Annotated in this window: 7 protein-coding genes and 2 pseudogenes; 3 read left to right on the top strand and 6 right to left on the bottom strand. The window is 63.2% G+C overall.

The window, feature by feature from the left end; genetic code table 11:
- Positions 1-157: 157 nt before the first annotated feature.
- Entirely contained in the window at positions 158-691 is a 534-nt protein-coding gene (locus tag RMO12_RS12295) for a hypothetical protein (protein WP_309625278.1), read from the top strand.
- A gap of 116 nt (positions 692-807) precedes the next feature.
- On the opposite strand, the gene RMO12_RS12290 is transcribed toward RMO12_RS12295, so the two are convergent.
- From RMO12_RS12290 to RMO12_RS12270, 5 genes and pseudogenes are all read right to left on the bottom strand, one after another.
- On the bottom strand, positions 808-1,083 hold the full coding sequence (locus tag RMO12_RS12290) for a cell envelope biogenesis protein TolA (protein WP_309639513.1): 276 nt from the start codon (positions 1,081-1,083) through the stop codon (positions 808-810).
- Between the two features lie 137 nt (positions 1,084-1,220).
- Entirely contained in the window at positions 1,221-2,072 is an 852-nt protein-coding gene (locus RMO12_RS12285) for a 2OG-Fe(II) oxygenase (RefSeq protein WP_309625280.1), read from the bottom strand.
- Complete coding sequence (gene yaaA, locus RMO12_RS12280; RefSeq protein WP_309639512.1) at positions 2,069-2,854, bottom strand: peroxide stress protein YaaA; 786 nt, start codon at positions 2,852-2,854, stop codon at positions 2,069-2,071. Before yaaA ends, RMO12_RS12285 begins: the two co-directional genes overlap by 4 nt.
- A 200-nt stretch (positions 2,855-3,054) precedes the next feature.
- Positions 3,055-3,168 (bottom strand): annotated as a pseudogene (locus tag RMO12_RS12275) (integrase core domain-containing protein); the annotation flags it as partial.
- Between the two features lie 844 nt (positions 3,169-4,012).
- Positions 4,013-4,087, bottom strand: a pseudogene (locus RMO12_RS12270) (rubrerythrin); the annotation flags it as partial.
- A 249-nt stretch (positions 4,088-4,336) separates the two neighbouring features.
- Here RMO12_RS12270 and RMO12_RS12265 point away from each other — a divergent pair.
- Positions 4,337-4,969, top strand: a complete 633-nt coding sequence (locus RMO12_RS12265; RefSeq protein ID WP_309639511.1) for a VOC family protein — start codon at positions 4,337-4,339, stop codon at positions 4,967-4,969.
- Positions 4,970-5,076: 107 nt separating this feature from the next.
- Positions 5,077-5,853: an IclR family transcriptional regulator gene (locus RMO12_RS12260; RefSeq protein WP_309639510.1), complete on the top strand. Its 777-nt coding sequence runs from the start codon at positions 5,077-5,079 to the stop codon at positions 5,851-5,853.
- Positions 5,854-5,921: 68 nt separating this feature from the next.
- On the opposite strand, the gene pbpG is transcribed toward RMO12_RS12260, so the two are convergent.
- Positions 5,922-6,938: a D-alanyl-D-alanine endopeptidase gene (gene pbpG / locus RMO12_RS12255; protein ID WP_309625631.1), complete on the bottom strand. Its 1,017-nt coding sequence runs from the start codon at positions 6,936-6,938 to the stop codon at positions 5,922-5,924.
- Positions 6,939-7,061: the final 123 nt, after the last annotated feature.

The raw sequence follows: 7,061 nt of genomic DNA, 5'->3' as shown, positions 1-7,061 counted from the left end.
GGCGGTGGATCAGGCGGCGGGTTCGGCGGCGGCAACCGCGGCGGCGGGCGCAGCCGCTGATCGACCCCGGCGAGCAGATCGAGCCCCAATGGGGCTCGATTGCATTTGGACGCGCCTCGTCACACTGAAGCGTTCAAGCCGCTTCTAGAGTCGGGCCATGAACGCTTCTCTCGATCGCTTCGACCTCCACACCCGATGGAACACCGCCTGGTCGGGCGGCGACATCGTGGTGTTGCGCAACGACGCTGAGGTGGACCGCATCCATGCACAGGACATCCTGCGCATCGTCTTCGTGCAATCGAGCGAAAACGCCAGCGCAGGTGACCTGGTGTTTGCGCTCGTCGAACTGACCGACGAATTCATCGTGTTTCCCGCCGAAACCGGCCTGGCCGGCCGGGTGCATTTCGAGCGCCAGGCATTTTGGGCCGCCAAGGCTTGCGTCTACTGGAGCGACCTGCTGACGGCACAGCTGCCGGCGCACTACCTTGCTCGACGCGGATTTGGTTTGGCTCGGCGCGCGCCTTGCTATCGGCGCATTGCGCATGCAGAGTTCACGCCTTGGCTCGACCACTGGCTGATCGAGGGCCCTCAAAGCTGGGACGAGCGACGTTGGCAGCGCATCGAGCATTCACGACCCTTCGCGCGCATCGACACACACGCCGACACAAGACCCGGGTCGTTTTCACCGTAGTCGGGCGATCCTTCGCGAGAGGTCAAATGGTGTTCGAGACGCCGGACGGTGCTGCGCAAGCCACACCCAAATGAAACGACCCGGCCGAAGCCGGGTCGTCATTGCGCTCGGTGCGATCAGGCAGCGGGCTTGGCTGCAGCCTTCTTGGCCTTCGCCTTGGCGGTCCTCTTATGCATCGGCTTCTTCTCGACCTTCGCCGTCGCGGCAACGTCCACATTCGCCGCAGCCGGAGCCTCGACCTTCACCGGCACCGTTGCGACGGATTTGGTCGCCGGCATGGCCTGCGATTTTGCCGGCATTGCCGGTGTGGCGGGCACGGCGGGCGCTGCGGTCTGGGCTTGAACGGCCAGCACGAACGTGGAAGCGACGAGTGCAGCGATCAGTTTCTTCATTCGGAACTCCTGATTGAGGGTTGGTGAGCAACAGGCTCGCCGGTACAACGTCGAGGTCGATGCCGGAGTTGACGTCGCACGGAGCCGTCAGCGGACCGTCAACGCGTTCAAAGTGCGCCGCACGGTTCAACCTGGTTTCAATCAAATCGACCCACGCGCAGCCACTTGGTTGCGACCCATTTCTCGCCTTCGAGCACCGGTGCACCGCCATGCAGGGTGCGCGTGGTCGGGTGCGGCCGGTCATAGCTGAAGAACACCGCGTGGCCCTTGAGCGGCGCGATCTCGAGGCCAACATCCGGGAACGTCGTGGCGCCACCGCGCGTCGGTGTGTTCAGGTAAGTCACGATGGTTGCCACCCGTTGGCCACCGCGTTTGAGGATCGACGGCGTGCCCGGCTGGACCGGGTCGAAGTAATCGTAATGCGGCTTGTACTCGGCGCCGGGCCGGTAGCGCAGAACCTGCAAGCCTTCGCCGTTCTCGAGGGGCCACTGCACCAATGCCGCGAGACGGGCCTCGAGTCGTTCGCAAACGAGATGCTCGCCGCGCGAGAAGAACATGCCGTCGCTGGTGCGCGCCGCGTTGACTTCGCTGTCGCCGGTGCTCGTATCCACCGTGTGCGACCGCGCCAGGCGCTGATCCGCCAGTTCGACCATCTCATCGCACTCCTCGTCCGCGAGGAGGTTGCCGAACACCACCACGCGCGGCTCGCGCATCGACATGAGGATGCTCACCTCGCGGTCATGCGCCCACACCCGCGGCGAGGAGCCAGCCAACAAAAGCTCGGGCACGCGGTTGGGCGGGGACAAGCCTGGCCCCTGCGCGTGCTCCTCGACCATGCCGCTGAGCACGGTTTCAAGGGCTTCGAGCGCGATGTCTTCGCGCCAGCCGCTGGACTTCATCGCTTCGAGCACGGCTTCGGGGCGGTGCCCAGCGCGCGCCTGCTCGACGATCCAGTCACGCAAGGCCGGGGTGATTTGCTGGTTGCTCATGGAGGACTCACTGGGGCGCGTCGCCGAAACACCAGGCGGTCGGGTTCGCTGGCAGCGCCGTCAAAAGCATAACCCTCCACCGCAAAGTCTTGCAGCGCCTTCGGGCTGAGCGCGCGCTGCTGCACTGCGTAGCGCACCATGAGGCCGCGCGCCCGCTTGGCGTGGAAGCTGATGATTCGGAAGCGCCCGCGGTTCCAGTCTTCGAACACACACTCGACCACGCGCATGCCCAGGTGCTTGCGGTCGACGGCGCGGAAGTACTCCTGCGAAGCCAGGTTGACGACCACCGGCGCCGCATCGGCACCCAGGCGCGAGCGAAGGTAGCCGCTGAGCGTTTGCCCCCAGAACGCGTAAAGATCCCGGCCACGGGCGGTGGGCAAGCGGGTGCCCATTTCCAGGCGATAGGCTTGCAGCCGGTCGAGCGGTCGAAGCGCACCGTACAGGCCGCTCAGGATGACGACGTGTTGCTGTGCCCATTCGAGCGCGTCTGCATCAAGGCTGTTGGCGTCGAGTCCTTCGTAGACATCGCCGTTGAAGGCGAACAGCGCGGGTTTGCTGTTGCGGGCCGTGAAGCGCGGTCGCCAGGCGGCGTAGCGCTCGACGTTGAGCGAGGCGAGCGTGTCGCTCAGGTTCATCAGCGCGGCGATGTCGTCGCGGCCGTAGCGGCGCAATACGACGATCAGCGTCGTCGCCTCTGCGACGAAGTGCGGACGGGTGGCGGCCACGTCCGGCGCTGGCGTTTCGTAATCCAGGGTCTTGGCGGGCGAGAGCAGGAACAGCATGTCAGTGGGTGGTTTTGCCCGTGTTGCAGGAGACGCGGAGATGGCAGCGAGAGAGGTGGCTCCGGTTGTCTGAACACCGAACTGACTTCGATAAATGGAGCCTGCGGGTCTGACATCGGTGCAGAGTTGTCCACGGCGGCGGGCGGGCGTCGCTTGCGACGAACGCACGACCGACGCGGTGGGCAACTCGTGTTCACCGCTCATGCTGCCTGTTTGATCGCCGGCAGCGTCGCGAAGTAGAACTCGTCCGGGGTCTGCTTGTCGAGCGAGGAATGCGGTCGCGCGGTGTTGTAGAAATCGATATACCGCGCGATCCCGGTCTGGCTCATGAAGGCGCTGTCGTTGTCCGAGTCGACTCCGAGCATGGCGAACGGCAAGAAGGTCACTACCTTGTCGAATGCTTCGACAATCAGCATCTGCTCGCGCACACGCATGGCCACGCATTCAGTCCAGCCGCTGGCAATGTCGGTCATCGTGAGGGCGTGGACGAAGTCACCGTCGGTCTTCACGCCGCCGCAGTGTTCGACCATGTCGATCTCGAAGAAGCCCGGCGGCGGATCGCGCCAGTCGGCGAAGGTTCGCACCGGGATGCTGCGTCGGATCGCCGCGCCCACGCCCTTGCGGCGTTTGCGCTGCCCGTCGATGTGCAAACGCGCAGTAGCCAGTACGCGGTCGATGGTCGCCGCGCTGACCTGCAAGACCTTGGTCTTGATGACCGGGTCCAGATCGAGATGCCCGTGCCGTTCCATGGCATCGACCAACATCGGGATCAACGCCTTCAGGCGCTTGCCGCAAACCCGATCGGCCGCTTCCCACAACACGGTCAGCGCCTGGCGCACCGCCTCGTCGTAGAGACTGTTGCGGGTGCGCGCCGCCTTCGCAGTGGCGACCTCCTCGCGCAGCACCCGGATCGCGTGCTTGCGGTGATAGCCGGTCACGGCCACGAATTCATCGAGGATCTTGATCCGGTCACCGAACGCCGCGCTGCGATACCGCTGCCGCAGCGCCGCGACCAACTCCTTGCGTGTCGTCATGCTGATTTGCCTCGTCACGTTGTGCCGCTCCCGCCGGACAATCCGACGGGTAGCAAACTACGTGAGGCAACAGGTCAGCTCGGGTAACAGTTCCGATGAGTCAATGCGATAGTTGACGCCGGCCACGGCGATTGGCCTGGGACTTACCCGCAAAAGCGTCCTTCAGCTTCTGCTCGGTCTTGGAACCTTTGAGCTGCATTTCGATCTCCTGGTCATGGACAAAAGGGGTTGCGGCACCGACGCAGCGCTTCAACGCACGGGAATCTGTAATCGAATGGTTTGAGCACATCCAATAGACGGGCCTTAACTGCAGCATTGTCAGTGTTTACCCTAGGTAAAGTCGCCACCGCAAGAGACGACGGTTCTTGCTCAAAGGTCAATGTCGCCTCGCTAAACTGGTCCACCTTGGGCGCTGACCAAGCCGTTGCACCACTCAAGGAGCTAACGAATGGAAAATGCGCCGCCCCAAGCGATGCGCGGTGCGCGGGTCGCACGTGAAGCTGCACCGGTACGCGGCTTACATCACTTTGCTTATCGCTGTCGCGACGCCGAAGAAACTCGGCAGTTTTACGAAGGTCTGCTTGGCCTGCCCTTGTTTCACATCATCCAGAGCGACCACGTGCCGAGCACTGGTGAATATTGCCCGTACACGCACCTGTTCTTTCGCATGACCGATGGTTCCTGCGTGGCGTTTTTCGATCTTGGCGACGATCTCGCGAGCGCGCCTTCGCCCAACACGCCGGCTTGGGTCAATCATCTGGCGCTTCGTGTCGACAGTGAGGTGGAACTCGAGCAAACAAAAGCACGGCTGCAAGCCGCCGGCGTGGAGGTATTGGGCGTGATAGACCACGATATCTTCAAGAGCATCTACTTCTTCGATCCCAACGGCATTCGACTCGAGCTGTGCGCTCAACTGGCCAGCGAGACGCAGATGATCGAAGCGTCGAAGACGGCGCATGCCCGACTGGCCGAGTGGACGCAGCGCAAGAAGCAATGGCGCGTTCAGCGGGCAGCCAGCAGTGCGGCGCCCAGGGCGCAGCGCGATGACCGATCCGAGATCGCCGCCGCAGACGACGACTGAGCAAGCCATCCAGCGCACCGCCGACGCCTTAATGACTGCGATCTCATCCGCTGATGACAGCCTTGGCTTGTACGAGCAAGGCACCTCGCTAAGCGACAATCCATCCGATGAAACGCACCGAGGTCCAAACCCCGACCATCCAGGTGATGGAGCGCATGTTCTCGCTCCTCGACGTTCTCGCTGCCCACTCGGATCCGGTTTCGCTAAAACACATCAGCGAGCTGACCGGCCTGCATCCATCAACCGCCCACCGCATCCTTAACGACTTGGCCATCGGCCGCTACGTTGAGCGCCCCGAAGCCGGTAGCTACCGCCTTGGCATGCGTTTGCTGGAATTGGGCAACCTGGTCAAGGTGCGGCTGGACGTGCGCGATGCAGCGCTCGGTCCCATGCGCGAGCTGCACAAGCTCACGCACCAGCCGGTCAATCTGTCGATGCGCCAAGGCGACGAGATCGTCTACATCGAGCGCACTTACAGCGAACGCTCGGGCATGCAAGTCGTGCGCGCCGTCGGTGGTCGTGCGCCGCTGCACTTGACGTCGGTGGGCAAGCTGTTCCTGGCGCACGACGACGCGCAGCGCGTACGCGCGTATGCCACGCGCACCGGGCTAGCGGGGCATACCCGCAACAGCATCACCGAGCTACCAGTGCTCGAGCGCGAGCTGTCGAAGGTGCTGCAGTGCGGCGCCGCGCACGACAACGAAGAGCTCGAGCTCGGTGTGCGCTGCATGGCAGCCGGCATCTTTGACGACCAGGGAAAGCTGGTGGCTGGCCTGTCGATCTCGGCGCCCGCCGATCGACTGGAGGAAAGCTGGATGGAGCGCTTGCAGGCAACCGCCACGCAAATCTCCTCAGCGCTCGGTCATCAAGCCTGTCGTGCCTGATTTCCAATAAAAAGCCCGGCCAAGCCGGGCTTTTCCCTTGAAGAACCTGGTGACCGCTGTCGGCAGTTTCAGGAGGTGATCTTCGGCACCGCGCCGACGGGAATCCGCAGATCACCGGACTCGACAATCGCCGGGCCGGCTTCGATCCAGCGGCGCACCCGCTCGGCATCGCCGATGCGCGAATACTTTCCGGCAGAGTCCAGAAACACCATGATCAGCTTGCGACCGGCAAGCTGGGCTTGCATGACGAGGCAGCGTCCGGCTTCAGCGATGTAGCCGGTCTTTTGCAACCCGATATCCCACGCCGGGTTGCGTACCAAGCCATTGGTATTGCGGTATTGCAAGGTCCGCTGCCCAACGGCAACGCTGTATTCCTGGGACGTTGACAGCTGCCGAATCAAAGGGTGACGGTAGGCGGCGCTGACCAAGCCGGCCAGATCACGGGCGCTCGACTGGTTGCGGCTCGACAGGCCGGTCGGATCGACATAGCGTGTGTCCGACATGCCCAGCAGGCCGGCTCTGGCGTTCATCGCCGATACGAAAGCGACCAGCCCGCCCGGATAGTGCCGGCCCAGCGCGTGAGCGGCACGATTTTCGGACGACATCAGCGCCAGGTGCAGCATCTCGCCACGCGTGAGCTGGGTACCGACGGCGAGCCGCGAGCCGCTGCCTTTTTCGGTATCAATATCCTCTTGAGAGATCGTCAATATCTCGTCGAGTGACTGGTCAGCCTCCACGACGACAACCGAAGTCATCAGCTTCGTGAGCGACGCAATCGGCAAAACGACGTTGGCATTTTTGTCGAACAGGACTTCCTGTGTTTCCTGATCTATCACCAGCGCGACACTGGAGCGCAGCGCCAAGGCGTCGTCGGTGGCGCGCAAGCCGCTCAGCTCGCCGAACGATGGCCGCACGATCACAGCGTGCGTGGGTTGGCGTTTGGTGGTGCGAATGACCTCGTTTTTAAGCTTGCTCTTGGCACCGGCGACGCTGGCGTGGGTGCTGCCCGACTCGCGGCGCTTGGCCGCGTCGGCCGGCGCACTCAGGGACAAACCCAGCACGGCGACGAGACTGAGCCCTGCCATCGCGCGCCACTTGACACGATCCAACGAATTCAACACTGGCACCCCTCGCAGACATCTGTCGCGGAGTCTAGGGTATCGAAAAAAACCGCGCAAGATCAAAAACTTGCGGGCTCTTTCTCCGTA

Source organism: Methylibium sp., from assembly GCF_031393925.1.
GTDB lineage: Bacteria > Pseudomonadota > Gammaproteobacteria > Burkholderiales > Burkholderiaceae_C > Methylibium.
The sequence above is the reverse complement of the archived record's forward strand: the minus strand, read 5'-3'. Positions and strand labels throughout refer to the sequence as shown.